Source organism: Plantactinospora sp. WMMB782 (genome assembly GCF_049179135.1).
Taxonomy (GTDB): Bacteria; Actinomycetota; Actinomycetes; order Mycobacteriales; family Micromonosporaceae; genus Plantactinospora.
This window is the reverse complement of sequence record NZ_JBMHMC010000007.1, coordinates 7,140,853-7,160,458: the sequence shown is the minus strand read 5'-3', so window position 1 is coordinate 7,160,458 and position 19,606 is coordinate 7,140,853. Positions and strand designations below refer to the sequence as shown.

At 70.5% G+C, this 19,606-nt stretch carries 14 protein-coding genes and 3 riboswitches; of the genes, 10 read left to right on the top strand and 4 right to left on the bottom strand.

Features of this window, described 5'->3' with window-relative positions:
- Nucleotides 1–84 precede the first annotated feature (84 nt).
- The 4 genes from ACN28A_RS33970 (at nucleotide 85) to meaB (ending at nucleotide 6,310) form a co-directional block, all read left to right on the top strand.
- Nucleotides 85–1,059: a MerR family transcriptional regulator gene (locus ACN28A_RS33970; protein ID WP_421402494.1), complete on the top strand. Its 975-nt coding sequence runs from the start codon at nucleotides 85–87 to the stop codon at nucleotides 1,057–1,059.
- A 93-nt stretch (nucleotides 1,060–1,152) separates the two neighbouring features.
- Nucleotides 1,153–3,009 carry a methylmalonyl-CoA mutase subunit beta gene (locus ACN28A_RS33965; RefSeq protein ID WP_421402492.1) on the top strand — a complete coding sequence of 619 codons (1,857 nt, stop codon included), beginning with the start codon at nucleotides 1,153–1,155 and terminating at the stop codon, nucleotides 3,007–3,009.
- Nucleotides 3,009–5,231, top strand: coding sequence for a methylmalonyl-CoA mutase (gene scpA / locus ACN28A_RS33960; RefSeq protein ID WP_421402490.1), 2,223 nt, complete (start codon nucleotides 3,009–3,011; stop codon nucleotides 5,229–5,231). Before ACN28A_RS33965 ends, scpA begins: the two co-directional genes overlap by 1 nt.
- On the top strand, nucleotides 5,228–6,310 hold the full coding sequence (gene meaB / locus ACN28A_RS33955; protein ID WP_421402488.1) for a methylmalonyl Co-A mutase-associated GTPase MeaB: 1,083 nt from the start codon (nucleotides 5,228–5,230) through the stop codon (nucleotides 6,308–6,310). Before scpA ends, meaB begins: the two co-directional genes overlap by 4 nt.
- Here meaB and ACN28A_RS33950 read toward each other — a convergent pair.
- On the bottom strand, nucleotides 6,237–6,800 hold the full coding sequence (locus tag ACN28A_RS33950; RefSeq protein WP_421402486.1) for a hypothetical protein: 564 nt from the start codon (nucleotides 6,798–6,800) through the stop codon (nucleotides 6,237–6,239). The two genes, meaB and ACN28A_RS33950, sit on opposite strands and share 74 nt — an antisense overlap.
- Nucleotides 6,801–7,102: 302 nt before the next feature.
- A riboswitch (cobalamin riboswitch) is annotated at nucleotides 7,103–7,324 on the bottom strand.
- Nucleotides 7,325–7,555: 231 nt separating this feature from the next.
- Nucleotides 7,556–7,679, top strand: a riboswitch (cobalamin riboswitch).
- 82 nt (nucleotides 7,680–7,761) lie between these two features.
- Between ACN28A_RS33950 and ACN28A_RS33945 the strand changes: the two genes are divergently transcribed.
- Both ACN28A_RS33945 and ACN28A_RS33940 read left to right on the top strand, forming a co-directional pair.
- The gene (locus ACN28A_RS33945; protein ID WP_421402484.1) at nucleotides 7,762–8,802 is read left to right on the top strand and encodes a peptidase; all 1,041 of its coding nucleotides are present in this window, start codon (nucleotides 7,762–7,764) and stop codon (nucleotides 8,800–8,802) included.
- 20 nt (nucleotides 8,803–8,822) lie between these two features.
- The gene (locus ACN28A_RS33940) at nucleotides 8,823–9,299 is read left to right on the top strand and encodes a hypothetical protein (protein ID WP_421402482.1); all 477 of its coding nucleotides are present in this window, start codon (nucleotides 8,823–8,825) and stop codon (nucleotides 9,297–9,299) included.
- A gap of 78 nt (nucleotides 9,300–9,377) precedes the next feature.
- Here the strand turns inward: ACN28A_RS33940 and ACN28A_RS33935 are convergent, their stop codons facing one another.
- Nucleotides 9,378–10,793, bottom strand: a complete 1,416-nt coding sequence (locus ACN28A_RS33935; protein ID WP_421402480.1) for a glycine hydroxymethyltransferase — start codon at nucleotides 10,791–10,793, stop codon at nucleotides 9,378–9,380.
- A 59-nt stretch (nucleotides 10,794–10,852) separates the two neighbouring features.
- Nucleotides 10,853–13,090, bottom strand: coding sequence for a 5-methyltetrahydropteroyltriglutamate--homocysteine S-methyltransferase (gene metE, locus ACN28A_RS33930; RefSeq protein ID WP_421402479.1), 2,238 nt, complete (start codon nucleotides 13,088–13,090; stop codon nucleotides 10,853–10,855).
- A 119-nt stretch (nucleotides 13,091–13,209) separates the two neighbouring features.
- A riboswitch (cobalamin riboswitch) is annotated at nucleotides 13,210–13,425 on the bottom strand.
- A 331-nt stretch (nucleotides 13,426–13,756) separates the two neighbouring features.
- Between metE and ACN28A_RS33925 the strand changes: the two genes are divergently transcribed.
- The gene (locus ACN28A_RS33925; RefSeq protein ID WP_421402477.1) at nucleotides 13,757–14,269 is read left to right on the top strand and encodes a glycoside hydrolase family 5 protein; all 513 of its coding nucleotides are present in this window, start codon (nucleotides 13,757–13,759) and stop codon (nucleotides 14,267–14,269) included.
- Here the strand turns inward: ACN28A_RS33925 and ACN28A_RS33920 are convergent.
- Nucleotides 14,252–15,055 carry an SDR family NAD(P)-dependent oxidoreductase gene (locus ACN28A_RS33920; protein ID WP_421402475.1) on the bottom strand — a complete coding sequence of 268 codons (804 nt, stop codon included), beginning with the start codon at nucleotides 15,053–15,055 and terminating at the stop codon, nucleotides 14,252–14,254. The genes ACN28A_RS33925 and ACN28A_RS33920 overlap by 18 nt on opposite strands.
- Between ACN28A_RS33920 and ACN28A_RS33915 the strand changes: the two genes are divergently transcribed.
- The 3 genes from ACN28A_RS33915 to ACN28A_RS33905 all read left to right on the top strand — a co-directional run bounded on the left by ACN28A_RS33915 (nucleotide 15,054) and on the right by ACN28A_RS33905 (nucleotide 19,520).
- Entirely contained in the window at nucleotides 15,054–15,719 is a 666-nt protein-coding gene (locus tag ACN28A_RS33915) for a TetR family transcriptional regulator (RefSeq protein ID WP_421402473.1), read from the top strand. The genes ACN28A_RS33920 and ACN28A_RS33915 overlap by 2 nt on opposite strands.
- Before the next feature lie 163 nt (nucleotides 15,720–15,882).
- Nucleotides 15,883–17,244, top strand: coding sequence for an NB-ARC domain-containing protein (locus ACN28A_RS33910; RefSeq protein WP_421402471.1), 1,362 nt, complete (start codon nucleotides 15,883–15,885; stop codon nucleotides 17,242–17,244).
- A 14-nt stretch (nucleotides 17,245–17,258) separates the two neighbouring features.
- A complete protein-coding gene (locus ACN28A_RS33905; protein ID WP_421402469.1) occupies nucleotides 17,259–19,520 on the top strand; it encodes a helix-turn-helix domain-containing protein in 2,262 nt (753 codons plus the stop codon).
- The last annotated feature ends 86 nt before the right edge of the window (nucleotides 19,521–19,606 follow it).

Here is a 19,606-nt window from a genome sequence, read left to right as displayed (position 1 = left end):
GACGCGTGCTCGCCGCCGCGGGCCGTACAAGTCGTCGCTGCTCGTGCACATCGCGCGGCTCGATCCGCGGACCGCGAGCTGCTGGTGAACGAAGACAGGATCCAGCGGCAGACCCGCGCCCCGCGCAGCCGGTGCGACCGCCAGCCTGCCGACGGTCCCCAACAATTCACGGCCGCCGGGCTGCGGGCCGGAGCGGTCGCCCGGCGGCTCGGCGTGGCGCCGACAACACTGCGGAGTTGGCACCAGCGATACGGGGTCGGACCCTCTGCCCATCAAGCGGGCCGGCACCGCCGCTACACCCCGGCCGACGTGGCGCTGCTGACGGTGATGGCCCAACTGACCGCGCGTGGGGTTCCCGCCGGCGAGGCAGCCCAGCGGGCCCGCCAACAGATCGAGCTGCTCCGCGCCAGCCCTCCTTCCGTCGACGCGGGCACGCAGGTCGCGGCCCGCAGCCTCGCCCGCGCCGCTCGACGCATGGACGTGTCAGCCCTGCGGGAGGCGTTGATGCTCGCGGCCACCACGCACGGCGTGGTGCACACCTGGCATGCACTGGCCGTTCCCGCCTTCATCCACATCAGCCGGGCCGGTCACAGCCGGCCACGCAAAGCGGTCGCCCGACGCATCCTTGCCCGCTGCCTCAGCGAGGTCCTCGCCGCCGTGCCGCGACCGGCGGCCGGAACACCAGTGTCTGTCCTGCTCGTCGGCGTGAACGATCGACGCGACGAGGCAGCCCTCGACGCGTTGGCCGCCGCGCTCGCCGAGCAAGGGATCGCCTCGCTGTACCTCGGTTCCGGGCTGCCCGTCGAGGCGGTCACCGACGCGGCCGGCCGATGCCGACCCGCTGTCGTGGTCGCGTGGAGTCACGCCCGGCGGCCCGGCACGCCGCACGTGATCGCCGCCCTCAGCAGCCTGCCGGGCCGGCAACCCACCATTGTGACCGCCGGGCAGGGCTGGACATCCCACTTCAGTCGGCCGCCCGAACCGGTGGTCACGTGTACGGGGCTCGCCGACACCGTCGCAGCCGTCACCCGGCTGGTTCCACCTCGGAAGAAACAGTGAAAGTCGTATATCATTTGGTTCGTTCTTTCGTGGTGGCAGTCGCCGGCACTGGCAGATACCGACGATGACCTGCGGTTCCTCTACGATGCGAGCATGATGGTGCCGTCAGCGGAGCCACGTCTCGCCGCCGATTTTCCGACCGCCACCGCCGAGCAGTGGCGGGAACTGGCGCTGGGGGTGTTGCGCAAGATCGGTCGGGTCGACGAGGACATGCCGGCCGAGGCGGTGGAGGCGATGCTGGCCTGGCGGGGGTACGACGAGGTGACCGTCGCCCCGCTGTACACCGCGGACGGTGCGACGCCGCTGCCGGGCCCACCCGGGCTGTTCCCGTACACCAGGGGAGGGCGGGCCGCCGGGGCGGTTCCGGCCGGTTGGGACGTGCGGCAGCGGCACGCCGACCCGGATCCGAAGGTCACCGCAGCGGCCGTGCTCGGCGACCTGGAGAACGGCGTCACCTCGCTGTGGCTGGTGCTGGGCGAGGGAGGTCTGCCGGTGGCAGGCCTGCCGGCCGCACTCGACGGGGTCTATCTCGATCTCGCCGGGGTGGTGCTCGACGCCGGGACGGCCGCGGTCGAGGCGGTGCCGGCCTGGTTCGCCCTACTGGCCGAACGTGACGTGCCAGCGGCGGCGGTACGCGGCAGTCTCGGGGTGGACCCGCTCGGCTGGCGCGCGCGGACCGGCCGGCCGTGGGACGGCCCGATCGGCGAGTGGGCGTACCGCTGTGTGACCGAGTATCCGGGCCTTGGCACGATGACGGTCGACGCGACCGTCCACCACGACGCGGGCGGTTCCGACGCGCAGGAGTTGGGGTGCGCCCTGGCCACCGGTGTCGCCTACCTGCGTGAGCTGACCGACGCCGGGTTGTCGGTCGAGGCGGCCCTCGGCCTGATCGAGTTCCGGTTCGCGGCGACAGCCGACCAGTTCGGCACCATCGCGAAGCTGCGCGCCGCCCGGCGGACCTGGGCGCGGGTCGCGCAGGTGTGCCGGGCACCGGAAGCGGGCGCGCAGCGCCAGCACGCGGTGACGTCCTCGGCGATGATGACCTCCCGCGATCCGTGGGTCAACATCCTGCGAACCACGCTGGCGTGCTTCGCCGCCGGGGTCGGCGGAGCCGACGCGGTGACGGTGCAGCCGTTCGACCACTGTCTCGGCCTGCCGGACGGATTCGCCCGGCGAATCGCCCGCAACACCCAGGCGTTGTTGATCGAGGAAGCGAGCCTGAGCCGGGTCGTCGACCCAGCCGGCGGTTCCTGGTACGTCGAGCGGTACACCGAGGACCTGGCGCGGACGGCGTGGGCCTGGTTCACCGAGATCGAACGTGCCGGCGGCATGGGCAAGGCGCTGGACAGCGGCCTGGTGGCCGATCGGCTCGCCGAGACCTGGGCGCGCCGTGGCGACAACCTGGCTCACCGTCGGGATCCGCTCACCGGAGTCAGCGAGTTCCCGTTCCTGGAGGAGCGGCTACCGGTCCGCCCGCCGGCACCACCCGCGCCCGGTGGTGGCCTGCCCGGACACCGGTACGCGGAGGTGTTCGAGGCACTGCGTGACCGTGCCGACACACACACCGCGGCCGACGGCTCCCGACCGGTGGTGTTCCTCGCCACCCTCGGCCCGATGGCGGTGCACAACGCCCGGGCCGGTTTCGCCGCGAACCTTTTCGCGGCCGGCGGGATCGGCACCGTCCGTCCGCCGGTCGGAGCCGACGAACCGGCCAGGCTCGCCGCCGAGTTCACCGCGAGCGGTGCGCGGGTCGCCTGCCTGTGCTCCTCCGACCGCACCTACGCCGAGACCGCCGGCCCGGTAGCACAGGCGTTGTCCGCCGCAGGCGCAACGCGGGTGTGGTTGGCCGGCCGGCCCGCCGACCATCCGGGCGTCGACGACTACCTCTATGCCGGATGCGACGCGGTGCGGGTGCTGGCGACGACCCTGGACGACCTGGGGGTGGCGTGATGGTTGCCCACATTCCCGATTTCTCGGGCATCGCGCTCGGCGATCCACCCGCCTCCGATCCCGATCTCGACCGGTGGCGGGAACTGGTACGCGCGCAGACCGGTGGTGAGCCCGACGCGCTCACTTGGCAGACTCCGGAAGGTATCGCCGTCGCTCCGCTGTACACCGCCGCCGACCTTGCCGGACTTGATTTCCTCGACACCTATCCGGGTATCGCGCCCTTCCTGCGCGGCCCGTACCCGACGATGTACACCACCCAGCCGTGGACGATCCGCCAGTACGCGGGCTTTTCCACGGCGGAGGAGTCCAACGCGTTCTACCGGCGCAACCTCGCGGCCGGTCAGAAGGGGCTGTCGGTGGCGTTCGACCTGCCGACCCACCGGGGTTACGACTCCGACCACCCCCGGGTCGCCGGCGACGTGGGGATGGCCGGGGTGGCGATCGACTCGATCTACGACATGCGGCAGCTCTTCGACGGCATCCCGCTGGACCGGATGAGCGTGTCGATGACGATGAACGGCGCGGTGCTGCCGGTGCTGGCCCTGTTCATCGTCGCGGCCGAGGAGCAGGGGGTGGGTCCGGAGCGGCTGTCCGGCACCATCCAGAACGACATCCTCAAGGAGTTCATGGTCCGCAACACCTACATCTACCCACCGCGCCCGTCGATGCGGATCATCTCCGACATCTTCGCCTACACCTCGGCGCGGATGCCCCGGTACAACTCCATCTCCATCTCGGGCTACCACATCCAGGAGGCCGGGGCCACCGCCGACCTGGAACTGGCCTACACCCTCGCCGACGGGGTCGAGTACCTGCGTGCGGGACGCGACGCCGGGCTGGACATCGACGCGTTCGCGCCCCGACTGTCGTTCTTCTGGGCGATCGGCATGAACTTCTTCATGGAGGTCGCCAAGCTGAGGGCGGCGCGGCTGCTCTGGGCCCGACTGGTGCGCGACTTCGGGCCGACGAATCCGAAGTCGTCGAGTCTGCGCGCCCACTGCCAGACCTCCGGCTGGTCGTTGACCGCCCAGGACGTCTTCAACAACGTGATCCGGACCTGCGTGGAGGCGATGGCCGCGACCCAGGGACACACCCAGTCGCTGCACACCAACGCCCTCGACGAGGCGTTGGCACTGCCGACGGACTTCTCGGCCCGGATCGCCCGCAACACTCAACTGGTGCTGCAACAGGAGTCGGGCACCACCCGGGTGATCGACCCGTGGGGTGGCAGCGCGTACGTCGAAAGGCTCACCCATGACCTCGCCAACCGGGCCTGGCAACACATCGCGGAGGTCGAAGCGGCTGGCGGGATGGCCCGCGCGATCGACGAGGGGATCCCGAAGCTACGCATCGAGGAGGCTGCCGCCCGCACCCAGGCGCGGATCGACTCCGGGCGGCAGCCGGTGATCGGGGTCAACAAGTACCGCCCGGCCGCCGACGAGCCGATCGACGTGCTCAAGGTCGACAACCGGGCGGTCCGCGCGCAGCAGGTCGAGAAGCTGCGCCGGCTGCGCGCCGACCGGGACGAGGCCGGCTGCGTCGCGGCGCTGGACGCGCTCACCCGGGCCGCCGGCGCCGCGCTCGACGGTAGCCGCGGGTCCGGCCTGGACGGCAACCTGCTCGGGCTGGCGGTCGACGCGGCGCGGGCGAAGGCCACCGTCGGGGAGATCTCCGACGCGCTGGAGAAGGTGTACGGCCGGCACGCCGCGCAGATCCGTACCATTTCCGGGGTGTACCGGGACGAGGCAGGAACCGGGTTCGCGATCGGGCGGGTCCGTGCCGCGACCGCCACCTTCGCCTCGGCAGAGGGACGCCAACCCCGAATCCTGGTGGCCAAGATGGGCCAGGACGGCCACGACCGCGGCCAGAAGGTGATCGCCACCGCGTTCGCCGACCTCGGCTTCGACGTCGACGTGGGCCCGCTGTTCCAGACTCCGGCCGAGGTGGCCCGGCAGGCGGTCGAGGCCGACGTGCACATCATCGGCGTCTCCAGCCTGGCCGCCGGACACCTGACCCTGGTGCCGGCACTGCGTGACGAACTGGCCGCCCTTGACCGCGACGACATCATGATTATCGTCGGTGGGGTGATCCCGCCGCAGGACTTCGACGCGCTGCGTGAGGCGGGCGCGGCGGCGATCTTCCCGCCGGGCACCGTCGTCGCCGACGCGGCCCTGGATCTGCTCGGCAAGCTGGGACAGCAACTCGGGCATCCGCCGCTATGAGCGACGCGGGGCGTCGGACCCCCGACGTGGCGGCGTACGTGGCCGGTGTGCGTAGCGGGTCAGTGGCCTGGATCGCCCGAGCCATCACATTGGTCGAATCAACTCGACCCGATCACCGGGTGGCGGCGCAACGGCTGTTGGTGGCTCTCACCCCGGCGTCCGGAGGCGCCCGGCGAATCGGGATCACCGGCGTGCCCGGGGTCGGTAAGTCCACCTTCATCGACGCTCTCGGCAGTCGGTTGACCGCCGAGGGCCACCGGGTCGCGGTGCTCGCGGTCGATCCGTCGTCCCACCGGACCGGCGGCAGCATCCTCGGCGACAAGACCCGGATGACCCGGCTCGCCGTCGACCCGGCCGCGTTCGTCCGGCCGTCACCGGCCGCCGGCACCCTGGGCGGCGTGGCCAGGGCCACCCGGGAGGCGATCGTGGTGGTCGAGGCCGCCGGCTACGACGTGGTGCTGGTCGAGACCGTCGGCGTTGGCCAGTCCGAGTTCGCGGTCGCGGACATGGTCGATTCGTTCCTTCTGCTCACCCTTGCCCGCACCGGCGACCAGTTGCAAGGAATCAAGAAGGGCGTACTCGAGCTCGCCGACATCATCGCGGTGAACAAGGCCGACGGGCCGCACGCGGTCGACGCCCGCCGTGCGGCCCGTGAACTCGCCGGGGCGTTGCGCTTCCTGCACCCCGTCGACGGAAACTGGATACCACCGGTAGTCACCTGTAGCGCCACGGAGGAGACTGGACTGGACGAGGTGTGGCAACAGGTCCGTCGCCACCAGGACACCCTCGCCGCCTCCGGCGCTCTGGCCGAGCGGCGTCGCCGCCAGCAGATTGGCTGGGTCTGGGCAATGGTCCGCACCGAGGTGCTCGACCGGCTGCACACGCACCCGGCGGTGCGGGCACTCGCGCCTGAGGTGGAGCGGCAGGTCGTCGACGGTACCCTCACTCCGGCGCTGGCCGCCGAGCGACTGCTTGACAGCTTCGCCCGGCCCGCCGGCGCGGCGCTCACACCGGACACACCACCAGGCCCGTCCGACGCGGACAGCGATAGCGCCAGCCTTCCGTCGACGTCCGGCTGAGCATCGGCGCGAGCAGATCCAACAGCCGCTCGCCGGTCCGTTGCGGCAGCGGCCCACCGGCCAGCCGCCGGGCCAGCTCGGCGCGGTGCGGCGCGGTGACGGTGTGCACGCCGGTCACTATCCGAACGTCCGCTGTCAGGCCGAGCTCGGCCAGCACTCCCGCGATCAGCAGGTGACGTGGCGGTCGCCGGAGCAGCGGCTCGCCGGTGAGGGCCGCCATCACCTCTTCGTGCGGTGCGGGCATACCGGGGTCGTCGGCGCAGAGGACCAGCCGGTCGGCGTGCAGCACCATCGCGCGCAGTGCCGCCGGCAGATCGCGGTGCTGGCGCAGCGTTCCGACGCTCACCACCACGTCGTGATGCGCGACCGCCACCTGTGGCCAATTAGCGAGTACCGGATCGACGGTGACGGCGAGTCGGGCGGCCTCGTCCGCCACCCGGGCAAGCCGTTCCGGGGCGGGGTCGATCACCGTGACATGCGCTCCGGCCATGGCCGCCACCACCGCGAACGATCCTGCCGCGATGTCGAGAACACTCTCCCCGGGGCCGATGTGTGACGCCAGCGTCCGCAGCGAATCCTCGTCCGGGAGATGGAATTCGTCCCGTTCGCGTCCTGCCGCGGCATGCCATGCCGCGGCGAATCCACTTGCGGAGACGGGCGTGTCAGGCGGCGACGAGGGCATCTGCTCACCATCCTCCTTGCGAGGTCGTCGCGGAGGGGGCGGCGGCAGGCTCGGTGGTTCGACCAGCCTCGCCTTGGTCCTCCCACGGGACCGACGGCGGCGTGCGGGGTGTCGCGCACGCGATGCGGGCAGGTCTTCGGACTCGTGGGCATGACCGAACGGACCGGTCGCCTAGTGGCCGTCGCTTCCCAGACGCCTGACGTCGTCCAGTGCGTGTGACGGCGGTCGTTCCCACTCACCGCTGCGGGGCAGTCCCCGGAGTCGCACCGGGTTCCCTCTTACGACGTCCGGGCCGGTGAGGGCCAGGGCGTACCAGCACCGGCTCGTATTCTACGGCCTCGACCGTCGGAAGCAGTACCTCGGCGGCAGACAGCTGTGAGATCACCTTTTGCCTGCCGGAACACGGTGCGACCGTTCGGGTACGGGACGGGTCGACCCGCAGCCGCAGGTTGGGCGGCGGAGGTCGCTCCCGACTTCGCGGCGGTGGGACGTCCCGCGACTCGTGTCAATCCTGTCGGTGTCGGCCCGGTGGTTGACGGCACGAGCCAGGATGGACACACTGACTGCAACATCGTCATGTCTGTGCGTCAATGGGGGAAGTCCGGTAACAAGCCGGCGCTGGCCCGCAACGGTAGGCGGCGAACATTCGCCGTGAGCCCGAACACCCACCGACGCACCGCAAGGTTCCTTCACCCGTCGTGGCCCACGGGTCGGAGCCGCCCGGGACGTTCCGGGTCGCGTCGACCGTCGGCCGGAAAGGCCTCGATAGATGGCCGTCCTCCTCCGGCACCGCACCCGCACCCTGCTCGCCGGCATACTCGTCGCTCTCACCCTGTCCACGCTCGTCGCCCGACCCGCCGCCGCACAGCCCACGCTCAACCGTGTCGACGCCGCCGCGGGATGGCTCGCACGTCAGATGGTCGACGGTGAGCGGTTCGAGGTCGTCTTCGACGGCGTCGCCTACCCGGACCAGGGACTCACCCTCGACGCGATCTTCGCCTTCGCCGCCGCGAAAGTCGCCGACACGAACGCCACCAACGCCACCACCTGGTTGGCGCAACCGGCGGTCACCGGCGGCTACATCGGCGACGGCACCGAAGCCTATGTCGGAGCGACCGCCAAACTCGCCCTCGGCGCGCAGGTTCGCGGCCTGAACCCGGCCGCGTTCGGCGGCGTCGACCTGATCGCTCGGCTCAACGGTCTGATGGCACCCGGCGGCAGGTTTACCGACCGGTCCGCGTTCGGCGACTTCAGCAACATGTTCAGCCAATCCTTTGCTGTGCTGGCACTCGACCGGGCCGGTGGAGCACCGACGGCGGCGATTTCCTTCCTGGCCGGCAGCCACTGCCCCGACGGCGGCTTTCCCCTCCAGTTCGCCCAGCCGACCTGCGTCAGCGACGTGGACGCCACCGCGCTGGCGATCCAGGCACTACTGTCCGCCGATCGCCCCCTCGCCGCCCACGCGGCGGCCCGATGGGTCGTATCCGTGCAGGGCGACGACGGGTCGTTCGCTGCGGACGGGGTGGCCAACGCCAACAGCACCGGACTGGCCGCCCAGGCGCTCGCCGCTGCCGGCCGGGCCGTACCTTGGCTGCACGCCCGTCAGTACCTGACCAGCCTCCAGCAAACCTGCACCGCACCCGCAGCGGACCGGGGCGCGATCGCCTACACCGACGGCGGACTCGACCCCGCCACCGCCAACCGCGCCACCGCTCAAACCGTCCCTGGGCTGGCGGGTGTCGGCTTCGCCACCCTGTCCGCCGCCGGCTCCCACCCGGCCGCCCCGACCCTGGCGTGTCCGCACCGATGACCACCACGGGAGGTACACCGATGCACATTCCGATCCGCCGTCACATCGCCGCGCTGATCGCCATCGTCGTCGTCACGGCCGGACTGGTCGCCGCCGACCCGACGCCCCGCCCGGCGCACGCCGCCGCCTGTGGCCCCGGCACGGGGGTCACCGTCGTCGTCGACTTCACCGCGTTCGGGCTCGGCGTCCAGACCGCCTGCTACCTCGGCGACCCACCCACCGGCCTGGCCGCCCTGCAAGGTGCCGGATACACCGTCACCGGCACCCAACGCTGGGGACTCGCGTTCATCTGCCGCATCAATGGACGACCGACACCGGTCGCCGAACCGTGCGTCAACACACCGCCGGCCAGCGCCTACTGGTCCTACTGGCACGCCACACCCGGCGGCACCTGGTCCTACAGCACCCTCGGCGCCACCAGCTACAACCCCGCCCAGGGCACCGTCGAAGGCTGGCGCTTCGGATCCGGCCAGGCACCCTCGATCTCCCCGCCGTGACCCCGATCCGGCTGTCCTGAGGAAGATGGTTGCGTCCTGGTGCGGGTGACCCGGTCGGGGCCACCCGCACCACGAGCATCAGCCGAGGTCGACGGCGGGGTAGAGCGGGTACGGGGCGAGGATCTCCGCGGCCTGCTTGCTCACCCGGTCGGCGAGAGCCGGGTCGAGATGGTACCTGGCCTTGGAACTCCCGTCCGGAACGGTGCCGGTCAGTACGGTGTGGATCAGGTCGGCGACCTGGTCCATCTCGGCTACGCCGAGGCCGCGGCTGGTCAGAGCCGGGGTCCCGATCCGGATGCCGGAGGTGTACCAGGCGCCGTTCGGGTCCTGCGGGATGGCGTTGCGGTTGGTGACCACGCCGCTGTCCAGCAGCGCCTGCTCGGCCTGCCGGCCGGTGAGTCCGAACGGGTGTACGTCGATGAGCACCAGGTGGTTGTCGGTGCCGCCGCTGACCAACCGCACGTCGCGCCGGAGCAGTCCCTCGGCGAGCGCCTGGCTGTTGGCGACGACCTGCCGGGCGTAGGTGGCGAACTCGGGCCGGCGGGCCTCGGCGAACGCGATCGCCTTGGCCGCCATGACGTGGCCGAGCGGACCGCCGAGGACCATCGGGCAACCACGGTCGACCTGGTCGGCCAGTTCCGGCTGGGCCAGGACCGCACCGCCGCGCGGGCCACGCAGGCTCTTGTGTGTGGTGGTGGTGACGATGTGCGCGTGCGGGACAGGATCGTAGTCGCCGGTGAAGACCTTGCCGGCGACCAGGCCGGCGAAGTGCGCCATGTCGACCATGAACGTCGCGCCGACCTCGTCGGCGATCTCCCGCAGCGTCGCGAAGTTGACCTTCCGCGGGTACGCCGAATAGCCGCCCACGATGACCAACGGCTTGAACTCGCGGGCGATCTCCCGCAGCGCCGGGTAGTCGATCTGGCCGGTGGCCGGGTCGACGCCGTAACTGCGCTGGTCGAACATCTTCCCCGAGATGTTGGGTCGGAAGCCGTGGGTCAGGTGTCCACCGGCGTCGAGGGACATGCCGAGCATCCGCTGGTTACCCGACGCGGTGCGCAACTCGGCCCACTCGGCATCGCTGAGGTCGTTGACCTGACGCTTCCCGAACTTCTTCAGGTACGGCACCTCGACCCGGTCGGCGAGGACCGCCCAGTACGCGACGAGGTTGGCGTCGATGCCGGAATGCGGTTGAACGTAGGCGTAGGGGGCGTCGAAGAGGGCTTTGGCGTGCTCGACGGCGACCGCCTCGACGGTGTCGATGTTGCGGCAGCCGGCATAGAAGCGGCGGCCGACGGTGCCCTCGGCGTACTTGTCGGACAGCCAGTTACCCATGGCCAGCAGCACGGCTGGTGAGGCGTAGTTCTCACTGGCGATCAACTTCAGCGACTCGCGCTGGTCGTGCAGTTCTTCGACGATCGCGTCGGCGATGCGTGGCTCGACGGCGCGGACCGCCTCGATCGCGGCGCGGAAAGCAGTCGTTTCGACGTTCACATGACACTCCAGGATCAGGCCGGGCGGGCGCTGCGGAGGGCCCGCCCGGCATGGTGTTGTCAGTTGCCGCGGACCTCGGCGGCGGCTGCGACCAGGTGCCGCAGCGACGCCTCGACCTCGGAGTAGCCACGCGTCTTCAGCCCGCAGTCCGGGTTGACCCACAGACGCTGGGCGGGTACGGCCGCGACGGCCCGGCGCAGCGATTCGACGACCTCGTCGTGCGGCGGCACCCGGGGGGAGTGGATGTCCCACACCCCGGGGCCGACGCCCCGGCGGTAGCCGATCGCGGCGAGATCGTCGAGGACCTCCATCTTGGAGCGGGACGCCTCGATGCTGGTCACGTCGGCGTCGAGGGCGTCGATCGCGGTGATCACCTCGCCGAACTCGGAGTAGCAGAGGTGGGTGTGGATCTGGGTGTCGTCGGCGACGCCGCTGGTCGCCAGCCGGAAGGCACCGACAGCCCAGTCCAGGTACGCCGGCTGATCTGCCGTGCGCAGCGGCAGGGTCTCCCGGAGCGCCGGTTCGTCGACCTGGATCACCCGGATGCCAGCGGCCTCCAGGTCGTGACACTCGTCGCGTAGGGCGAGGGCGACCTGGTCGGCGGTGGCGGCGAGGGGCTGGTCGGTGCGGACGAAGGACCAGGCCAGGATGGTGACCGGTCCGGTGAGCATGCCCTTGACGGGTTTGCCCGTCAGGGACTGGGCATACGTCGACCAGGCGACGGTCATCGGGGCCTTGCGGGCAACGTCGCCGTAGATGATCGGCGGGCGGACGCAGCGGGAGCCGTACGACTGGACCCAGCCGTGCGCGGTGGCGGCGAACCCGTCGAGTTGCTCGCCGAAGTACTGCACCATGTCGTTGCGTTCCGGCTCGCCGTGCACGAGCACGTCCAGACCCAGTTTTTCCTGAAGCCGGATCACGTGCTCGATCTCGGCGCGCATCCGCTCGGCGTACCCGGCATCGTCGAGAGTGCCGGTGCGGAGTGCGGCACGAGCCTTGCGCAGTTCGGCGGTCTGCGGGAACGAGCCGATGGTGGTGGTGGGCAGTTCCGGCAGGTTCAGCCGCTGCTGCTGACGCTCGGCCCGGGTGGCGTAGTCGCCCCGTTGCCGGTCGGTCGGTCGAAGTGCGGCGAGCCGGGTCCGGACATCGTCATGCCGCCACGCTGCGGGGACGGCTGGTAGTGGTGCGGGCAGGTGTGCGGAGCCGTCGCGGAGGGCCCGGCCGAGCAGGACGACCTCGTCGACCTTCTGCCGGGCGAACGCGAGCCGGGCGTGCAGGTCGGGGTCGAGGTCGGTCTCGACGGACAGGTCGACCGGCACGTGCAGCAGCGAGCAGGACGAGGAGACGGCGACGTGGTCGGCCAGCCCGGCGACGGTCGCCCCGGTGACCACGGCCGCGCGCAGGTCCGTACGCCAGATGTTATGGCCGTCGACCAGCCCGGCCACGATCGTCCTGCCCCGCAGCGGTCCGGCGGCGGCGAGTCGTTCCAGGTTGCCCGGCCCGGCGACCAGGTCGATGCCGATCGCCTCGACCGGGGTGTCCAGCAGTGCGGGCAGGGCGTCGCCGAGTTCACCGAAGTAGCTGGCGACGAAGATCTGCGGACGGTGTTTCATCTGGCCGAGCCGGGTGTACGCCCGCCGCAGCGCGTCGATCTCGGCCGGGCTGCGGTCGGCGACGTAGCCGGGCTCGTCCAGTTGCACCCAGGCGACGCCGGCCTCGGCGAGGGCGTCGAGGATCGCGGCGTAGGTGCCGACCAGGTCGTCGAGCCGGGCGAACGGGTTGGCACCCTTGGCCAGCAGCAGGAACGTGGCCGGACCGACCAGCACCGGACGGGTGCTGATGCCCAGCGCGGCGGCCTCGGCGTGTTCGCGTAGCGCCTTGGCGGGATTCGCCGTGAACGTGGTGTCCGGGTCGATTTCCGGCACCAGGTAGTGGTAGTTGGTGGCGAACCACTTGGTCAGTTCCAGCGCCGGCTCGGCGTCCACACCCCGGGCCATCGCGAAATAGGTGTCCAGCTCGGACAGGCCGAGCCGGGCGAACCGGTCCGGGACCGCGCCGACGGCGACGGCGGTGTCCAGCACGTGGTCGTAGTAGGAGAACGTGTTGGACGGGATCGCGTCCAGCCGGGCGTTGCGCAGCGTCTGCCACACCTCGGCCCGCAGGCCCGCTGCCGTCTCCTCGAGCGCGGCGGCGTCGATCCTCCCGGCCCAGTAGGCCTCGACGGCCTTCTTCAGCTCCCGGTTCGCGCCGATGCGCGGATAGCCGAGCACGGTGCTCTGCCCGAATGCGGTGTTCACCTGACGGTGTCCTTCCCTCGAAGCGTCCGACGGACACCCGGAAAAAGGGGGAAGGCTGGGCACGGTGCGGCACCGGCTTCCGCCCGACCCTCCCGAGAGGCCGTCGACGGCGCACACCGGCGGTGTGCGCGGTGCGGGCAGGTCTTCGGACTCGCGGGCGTGACCACGGATGGTCGCCTACTGGCCGTCGCTTCCCAGACCGGAGTCGGTCCAGTGCTCTGTTGACGGCGGTCGTTCCCACTCACCGCTGCGGGGCAGTCCCGGTCTTGCACCGGGTTCCCTCTTACGACGCCCCGGCCTCACGACCGGGACGAACCAGCACCACCGACCATCGTACGGGCAGGACGACGGAAATTCCCCGGAGGCAGTCACCGACGAGTCGGCGACCCGATGTCGCTCCGGCTACTACCGAGACGGATTCGCGGCGATGACAAGATCGGTGGGTTGGCCCGCCCCCGGTCTCAGGGCTGTGCCACCGCGCGGCGGACTCCGACAGTACGGTGCCTGCTCGCCACGAGCTGACTCATCCTGCGAGCACCGGCACCCCCAGGATCACGACCACCCACAACACGTTCTGGCCGAAATCTCCCCGCCAGCCGAGGACCGCCTACAGCAGGGCGCCGCGAGAATCAACGCGCTCGCGGCCGGGGAGTTGACGGGAGACGCATGGGCGGCTGGGACTACGGCTCAAAAGCACTGCCGATCTTTGACGCGGTGGTCGACGAACTCGGCCGCCACGGGCTCATGGTGATCCCGAACAACCATCGCAGCCGCGGCAACTGGTGCTGCGACGAGGCGCACGGCGACGGGTTGTGGCACACCCCGCAGTACCCGGAGTCCGCGTGGACCGAAGACTGCAAGTTCATGGTGGCCCGCTACCGGCACCGGCCGCATGTGATCGGCGCGGAGCTACGTAACGAGATCCGCCCCGATCCCAGTCAGGGTCTGGCCCCCACCTGGGGCGACGGCGACCCGCTCACCGATTGGCGGGCGGCGGCGATCCGGGGCGGCAACGCGGTCCTGTCGGTCAACCCCCGGCTGTTGATCATCGTTGGTGGCATGGACTACCAGTCCAACCTGCGCGGTGCCCGAGACTTCCCGGTCACGCTTGCCCTCTCGCACCGCCTCGTGTACGCCACGCACCCTCGGCCCCCGCTCTCGTCATTGCCGGTTTCGTAGGGTGTTGGTTGCGGCGAGGGTGACCGTGAGGCGCCGGGTGACGAGCCTGCTGGCGAGGGCGAGTGCCTGGTTGCCGCAGCCGGAGATCGCGCTCGGCGGTGGGTTGCGGCGCCCGAGGACGCGCAGGGCGGCGGTGACCACCTGCTCGGGTGTCTGGAAGGCGGCCCCGCCGGTGGCGTCGGTGGTGCCGACGACGTCGAAGTATTCGGTGCGGGTGACACCGGGCGCGAAGGCGAGCACGCGTAGGCCGCTGCCGCGTGACTCGGCCCAGAGCGATTCGGTGAGGCTGAGGACGAACGCTTTCGCGGCCGAGTAGGCGGCCTGGTTTGGTACCGGGGCGTAGGCCGCCACGCTGGTGATGTTGAGCAGGTAGCCGGTGCCGCGTTCGCGCAGCGGGTTGATGAAGGCGCGGCTGAGGTCGGCGACCGCGCCCACGTCGACCGCGATCATGTGGCGTAGTCGTGCTGGGTCGTCGTCGTGGAAGCGGCCCCAGCTTCCGTGCCCGGCGTTGTTGATGAGGGCGGTGAGTGCGATGCCGCGCCGGTTCAGTTCGGTGGCGAGTGCGGCGCCGGGCGCCTCGATGCTTAGGTCGAGCGGGATCGGTGTGACCTTGACGGCGTGCGCTGTACGCAGTTCGGTGGCGAGTGCGGTCAGCCGGTCGGCGCGGCGGGCGGTGAGGACCAGGTCGGAGCCGAGGGCGGCGAGCCGGCGGGCGAACGCCGCGCCGATGCCGGAGCTGGCGCCGGTGATCAGGACGGTCTGGTTATGGTGCTGCGGAGCAGTCATGCCCGGCACCCTACGCCAAGTTGGCACGGTCTGCCAGATTAGCTTGTTCTGCCAGAAGCGGTATGGTTGTTGCATGGTGGAACGAGGCAGCCTGCGAGAACGGAACCGGCGCGCGGTCGAACGGGAAATCAGCGAAGCCGCCATGCGGCTCTTCGTGAATCAGGGCTTCGACGCCACCACCACTGACCAGATCGCCGCCGAGGCCGGCATCTCGCCGCGGTCACTGTTCCGCTATGCCGGCACCAAGGAGGACATCGTCCTCGGCGATATGCTCAATGCCGGCCGCGCGGTGCAAGCCGCGCTCCGTGACCGGCCCGCCGAGGAGGGGCCGTGGGAGGCGCTGCGCGCCGCGCTCCAGGTCCTTGCGGACGACCCCGCCAACACGTCCGAGCGGGTGTTTCGGATCGCCGAGATGTTCCTGCACACCCCCGCCCTGCGGGCCCGCCGCCTGGAGAAACGGCTCGGCTGGCTCGACCTGCTGGTCCCCGAGGTCGAGCGGCGACTCGGTCGCGCCCCCGGCGGGGTCCCGGACCCGGCCGCCCACGCGATCGTCTCCTGCGCCCTGGCCTGCCTGGACACCGCCACCGAGGTCTGGGTCCGCCGGGGTGGGCAGGGCGACCCGACCGAGATCTTCGATGCGGCCATACGCGCCGTACGCGCATGACCATGCGGGCCAGGGCCGCCCGGTGAGACAGGAACACGAGCGGGCACCTCTGTCACCGCTACGGACGTCGCGGCACGTGGCGCAGCGTCCGGCGCGCGGCCGTGTTTCGGAGAGTGCACGTCGCTGTCCACAGACCGCGAACCTGTGGTAAGAGAGTCACCCCATGGCCGCAGAATCCGACGGCAACGTCCTTTCCCTCGGCGAGACGGCGGACACGCCCGTCGGAGGCCCATCGCCGTTCGGGACCTTGTTGTTGCAGTATCGGCGCGCAGCCGGGATGTCGCAGGCACAACTGGCGCAGGCGTCGGGAATGAGCACCCGGGCCCTGCGGGACCTCGAGCGCGGCCGGGCCCGGGCGGCGTACCGGCGGTCGGCGGACGTTCTGGCGGACGCGTTGGGGCTTGCAGGTGGCAATCGGGAACTGTTTCTGATAGCGGCGAGGGTAGGTCGGCGGCGGACACCACGGGGGTGGGACGAGACGGCGTCGTGTTCGCTGCCGCCGGGAATCGTGGACCGGGTGGGACGGGAGCCGGAGCTGGAGTGGTTGCGGACACGGGTCGAGGCCGGCCGGTTGGTGGCCGTCGTCGGATATCCGGGAGTGGGTAAAACGGCGGTGGCCGTGGCTGCTGCGCACCGGCTGGCTCCGGTGTTTCCCGGTGGCTGCCTGGCGGTGGACCTCCACGGCACCGATGAGCGACCGATAGCGGCGAGCGAGGCGCTGGGCAGATTGTTGTCCGCGCTGGGGATGTCTGCGGACCGCATGCCGGTGGCCGTCGCGGAGCGCTCGATTCTGGCCAGGACGTTACTCCACGGACGGCGGATGCTGGTGCTGTTGGACGACGCGGCCACGGAAGACCAGGTCCGCCCATTGCTGGTGGCGGGCCGCGACTGCTCGACACTTATCACCAGCCGGCCGACCCTCGCTGGGCTGGAGTCGGTACGCCGACTGTGGTTGCGACCGCTGATCGAAACGGAGTCGGTGTGCTTGCTGGCCCACATCGTGGGTGCAGGCCGGGTCGACGCCGAGCCGGAAGCCGCGATGACGCTGGCACGGTTGTGCGGGGGCCTGCCGCTGGCCCTGCGGATCGTCGGCAATCGACTCGCCACCCGGCCAAATTGGACGATCGCCGCGATGGTGCGGAGACTGGGCGACCACCGGAGCCGGCTCTCGACGCTGAGGGCCGGTGATCTGCAAGCGCTGCCGACGTTCGACCTATCGTACCGGCGGTTGTCGGTCACCGCGCAGATGGTGTTCCGGCGTATCGCTCTCCTGCCCCAAGTGGAGTTCGGCGACGAACTCGCCGCCGTCGCAACCAACCTCTCCACCGGAGAGGTCCGCGCGCATCTCGATGAACTCGCCTATGCCGGGCTGCTGCGTGCCGATCCCGCCATGCAGCGGATATTTCAGTTCAACGACCTGTTGAAGGCGTTCGCACGTCAGCAGCTGACGGAGATCGAGGGGCAGCACGTCAACAAGGTCCTGCGGGATGCCCTGCTCGACCGCCCTCGTGCAAGCCGCGACTGACTCTTCTCGTCCGGATGGAGCTCTGCCGTTCGATGGACAGGAATCAAGCATCCAAGGATAGGCTCACTTTCGGCGAACTGTTGCGACGCCGACGCCAGGCAGCCGGACTGAGTCAGGCCGCTCTGGCCGAAGCGTCCGGTATCAGCGTCCGTACCTTGCGAGACCTGGAGCAGCAGCGGGTTCGGTCGACGCGGACTCGGACAGCCGAGATGTTGGCGACCGCGTTGGGACTGGTCGATGAGGATCGCGAGCACTTTCTTGGGGTCGCCCGGAACGGAGGCCGACCGGCGACTGCGCCGCCTGGGGTACCGCTGTCCGAGCTTCCACTGTCGCCCGCTGCCCTGGTCGGACGCGAGCGTGAACTGGGACTGCTGGGCGACATCGCCGTGCCGGGTGCGACGGTCGCCATCGTCGGGTCGCCCGGCGTGGGCAAGACCGCCCTGGCCACCTTCGTCGCACGACACCGTGCGCCCGACTTCACGGACGGGCATCTCGCGATCGATTTGCGTGGGGTGGACGAGGAGCCGGTCACCGTCCGTACCGCCCTGGTCCGTCTGCTGCGCGCAGCCGGTGTCTCCTCGTCGGACATCCCACCGTCCGAGGTTGATCAGGTGGGTCTGTACCGCGCGGTGCTCGCGCGGCGCCGTACCCTGGTGTTGCTGGACAACGCTGCGGACGAGGCGCAGGTCCGACCATTGCTCGCGGGTGCGCCAGGTTGCCTTACCCTGATCACATGCCGCCGGGTGCTGGCCGGCCTCGAGGCCGTACGCTGGCTGCTGCTGGAGCCGCTGACCAGCGCGGCGGCGATCGAGCTGCTGGCCGCCATCGCCGGGCCGAGCCGGGTGAGACGAGAGCCGCACGAAGCTGGGGAGCTGGTCGCGTTATGCGGCCTCTTGCCGCTGGCCGTGCGAATCGTGGCTAACCAGCTGGTCGCGCGGCCGAACCTGTCGCTGCCCGCACTCGTACGGCAGTTGCGGGATGAGGGCACCCGGCTGACCCTCCTGGCAGAGGGTGACGTCCAGGTACGGTCGGCGTTCGACTCGTCGTACAGCCGGCTGGCCGCGGATGAGCGGCTCGCGTTGCGGCGGCTGGCCGCGTTGCCGGGCGTCGACTTCGGGGTCGAACTCGCACAGGTGGCCACCGGGATGACCGAACCGGAGGCCCATCTGCAGCTCGACGACTTCGTCGACGCCAGTCTGCTGCTGACGACCGCCGACGAGAGATTCCAGTTCCACGAGCTCATCCGGATCTTCGCCGCCGAGCGGCGGACGGCGGAGGACGAACCGGCGGAGCACGAGAATCAGCTCCGTCGCATGCTCGGCTACCTGCTCGACAAGGCGACCGCCGCCGGGCTGCTGCTCTTTCCGAACGGCGAGCCCTCCGAACTGTTCGCCTCACCCGACGAGGCTGGCGAATGGCTCGCTCGGGCGGAGTCGAACTGGGTCACCGCGCTGCGTACGGCCGCCCGCGGTGGCTGGCACCGCCAGGTCGTGGACCTCGCCAAAGCCATGCACTGGTACTCCGACGACAAGTGGACGAGGCTGCCCTGGCACGAGATCTTCCAGCTTGGCGTCGACGCTGCCCACGCGCTGGCGGACCGTCACGCCGAAGCTCAACTGCTCAACTTCTCCGGGTGGGCGCAGAGACGGTGCGTTGCCGACCTGGCGGGCTCGGTACGTACACATCAGCGTGCGCTGGCAGTTGCCGTCGAGGCGGAGGACAGGCGTGAGGAGGCCTGGGCACACGCCTACCTCGGCACAACGCTGGTCTTCCTCGGCGAACCGGCTACAGCGTTGGGGCACATCGAGCAGGCACGCGCACTATCCGGTCAATCGAGCTTCTGGGAGATGCAGGGGCCGATACGTCTTCGTCAAGGAATGATTCTTCGCGTACTCGGTCGCGCCGCGGACGCGTTGTCCGAACATCGGGCGCTGATCGCCGATGCCGAGCAACGGTTGGACGACGTCGCGCCCAACATCGGACGGCTGGGGATCGCGATGGCGGAGATGGAGATCGGCCACTGCCTGCATGCCCTTGCGAGATGGCGGGAGGCCGCGGCGATCTTCGCTGGCCTCCGCAATGTCTTCGGCAATCTCGGCTCGACCGATCTCCTCGCCGAGGCCGCGCTCTGCGAAGGGAGAGTATGGCGGGAGGCGGGGGACGGCGTCAGGGCGCGTGAATGCTTCCAGGGCGCCCTCACGGCGTACGGCGAACAAACGCTGTCGGCGGCGCGCTCGGAGGTTCTCGAGGAGTTGGCCGAGCTGACCCTGGAGTGAGCGCGACCCCGCGTGTCCCCCGGAGCCGCGCACCCTCCAACCACCGGCAGGTTCGCCGGTGCGAAAACCTGCCGCCCAGCAAACCT

Coding starts and splice junctions, on each gene's coding strand:
- ACN28A_RS33925 (WP_421402477.1), top strand. CDS start 13,757: ATGGGCGGCTGGGACTACGGCTCAAAAGCACTGCCGATCTTTGACGCG.
- ACN28A_RS33915 (WP_421402473.1), top strand. CDS start 15,054: ATGCCCGGCACCCTACGCCAAGTTGGCACGGTCTGCCAGATTAGCTTG.
- ACN28A_RS33950 (WP_421402486.1), bottom strand. CDS start 6,800: ATGGCCGGAGCGCATGTCACGGTGATCGACCCCGCCCCGGAACGGCTT.
- ACN28A_RS33910 (WP_421402471.1), top strand. CDS start 15,883: ATGGCCGCAGAATCCGACGGCAACGTCCTTTCCCTCGGCGAGACGGCG.
- ACN28A_RS33940 (WP_421402482.1), top strand. CDS start 8,823: ATGCACATTCCGATCCGCCGTCACATCGCCGCGCTGATCGCCATCGTC.
- ACN28A_RS33945 (WP_421402484.1), top strand. CDS start 7,762: ATGGCCGTCCTCCTCCGGCACCGCACCCGCACCCTGCTCGCCGGCATA.
- ACN28A_RS33905 (WP_421402469.1), top strand. CDS start 17,259: ATGGAGCTCTGCCGTTCGATGGACAGGAATCAAGCATCCAAGGATAGG.
- ACN28A_RS33920 (WP_421402475.1), bottom strand. CDS start 15,055: ATGACTGCTCCGCAGCACCATAACCAGACCGTCCTGATCACCGGCGCC.
- meaB (WP_421402488.1), top strand. CDS start 5,228: ATGAGCGACGCGGGGCGTCGGACCCCCGACGTGGCGGCGTACGTGGCC.
- ACN28A_RS33965 (WP_421402492.1), top strand. CDS start 1,153: ATGATGGTGCCGTCAGCGGAGCCACGTCTCGCCGCCGATTTTCCGACC.
- scpA (WP_421402490.1), top strand. CDS start 3,009: ATGGTTGCCCACATTCCCGATTTCTCGGGCATCGCGCTCGGCGATCCA.